At 55.5% G+C, this 1,862-nt stretch carries 4 protein-coding genes; 2 read left to right on the forward strand and 2 right to left on the reverse strand.

Features of this window, described 5'->3' with window-relative positions:
- Positions 1–162: DUF2919 family protein (locus tag DEO48_RS13085; RefSeq protein ID WP_146198269.1), on the reverse strand; the 162-nt coding region annotated here is incomplete at its 3' end.
- Entirely contained in the window at positions 149–574 is a 426-nt protein-coding gene (locus DEO48_RS13090) for a GNAT family acetyltransferase (protein ID WP_023308738.1), read from the reverse strand. The genes DEO48_RS13085 and DEO48_RS13090, both read right to left, overlap by 14 nt.
- Positions 575–786: 212 nt before the next feature.
- Between DEO48_RS13090 and amiA the strand changes: the two genes are divergently transcribed.
- Positions 787–1,662, forward strand: coding sequence for an N-acetylmuramoyl-L-alanine amidase AmiA (gene amiA, locus DEO48_RS13095; protein WP_023308739.1), 876 nt, complete (start codon positions 787–789; stop codon positions 1,660–1,662).
- Positions 1,662–1,862 (forward strand): coproporphyrinogen III oxidase (locus DEO48_RS13100; protein WP_146198270.1); only part of this gene is annotated, 201 nt, incomplete at its 3' end. The genes amiA and DEO48_RS13100, both read left to right, overlap by 1 nt.

The raw sequence follows: 1,862 nt of genomic DNA on the forward strand, positions 1-1,862 counted from the left end.
AAAGAGATTCAGCAGCGTGTCGCCCTGCCCGCGCGACGCGGCGGCCATCACAAACAGCACCCAGGTTCGGGCCTGAAGCAGCAGAACGCACCAGAATAAAAAGGGCAGCCTGACGCGGCCCTGCGCGTCAAAGTCTGCCGGATGGATCTCAGTACTCTTCATCTTCGATCAGACGCTTTCCTAAACTCAGCACGTCAGAATGCTCGTAGCCCAGACGCTCATACATGCCCAGCACCACGTCGTTATCTTCCCGCACCATGATCTGGATTTTCGGGCAGCCACGGGCGATCAGCTTCTTCTCGAGCCGGTTCAGCAGCGCATTGGCGATGCCGCGGCCACGGTATTCGGGGTGGACGCCCAGATAATAGGCCGAGCCGCGGTGGCCGTCATAACCGCCCATGACCGTCCCCACAACCTCGCCGTTGACTTCCGCGACCAGAAACAGACTGACGTCGTGATTCACCTTACGTTCGATATCCATTTCCGGATCGTTCCACGGACGCAGCAGATCGCAGCGCTCCCAAAGGGTGATCACCTCTTCGAAATCTTCCTGGCGAAAAACGCGTATCTCCATGGTATTAACCGCCTTTTCGGGTTTAAAAACAGTGATTATGGCGCGAAGCTCGCCTTTCGCCAATAACCGGGGAAAATCTCGCCAAAATTTGGCATAATGTCACTTTGTCACGTATTGAAATGAAAAGTAAAACAATTATCAATATGGACTGTCGTAACGGGAAACACGATACGATATAACACCAGGACCCCATTTTTTAGTATTCAGGCCGCATGAGCACATTCAAACCATTAAAAGCACTCACATCGCGTCGTCAGGTTCTCAAAGCGGGGCTGGCGGCCTTAACGTTAACGGGCATCGCAAAGCAGGCTCAGGCAAAAGACGAGAGCACGCTCAAAACCAGTAACGGACACAGCAAACCGAAAACCAAAAAGCCGGGCGCGAAGCGCCTGGTGATGCTCGACCCGGGCCACGGCGGTATTGATACCGGCGCTATAGGCAAAAACGGGTCGAAAGAAAAACACGTCGTGCTGGCAATTGCAAAAAACGTGCGCGCAATTTTACGCAGCAACGGCATTGACGCCCGTCTGACGCGCTCTGGCGACACCTTTATTCCGCTGTATGACCGCGTTGAGATCGCCCACCAGCACGGTGCGGATCTGTTTATGTCGATCCACGCCGACGGCTTTACCAACCCTTCCGCGGCTGGCGCCTCGGTGTTTGCGCTTTCCAACCGTGGCGCCAGTAGCGCCATGGCAAAATACCTCTCCGACCGCGAAAACCGGGCGGATGAAGTCGCCGGGAAAAAAGCCACTGACAAAGATCACCTGCTACAGCAGGTGCTGTTCGACCTCGTGCAGACGGATACGATTAAAAACAGCCTGACGCTCGGCTCGCATATTCTGAAGAAGATTAAGCCGGTGCATCGTCTGCACAGCAAAGGCACCGAGCAGGCGGCGTTCGTGGTCCTGAAATCGCCGTCCATCCCGTCCGTGCTGGTGGAAACGTCCTTTATTACCAACCCGGAAGAAGAGCGGCTCCTCGGCACCACGGCGTTTCGTCAGAAGATCGCCAACGCCATCGCCTCCGGCATTATCAGTTACTTCAACTGGTTCGATAACCAAAAAGCGCACTCCAGGAAACGTTGATGAAACCCGATGCTCAACTGGTAAAAACCTTCCTGCTGCAGCTGCAGGATGAGATCTGCCAGAAACTGGCCGCCGCAGACGGCGGTGAATTTCAGGAAGATAACTGGCAGCGTGAGGCTGGCGGCGGCGGGCGCAGCCGGGTTCTGCGTAACGGCGGCATCTTCGAACAGGCGGGCGTGAATTTTTCACACGTTCACGGC

It is taken from the genome of Enterobacter sp. CGMCC 5087 (assembly GCF_003144775.1).
Taxonomy (GTDB): Bacteria; Pseudomonadota; Gammaproteobacteria; order Enterobacterales; family Enterobacteriaceae; genus Enterobacter; species Enterobacter cloacae_M.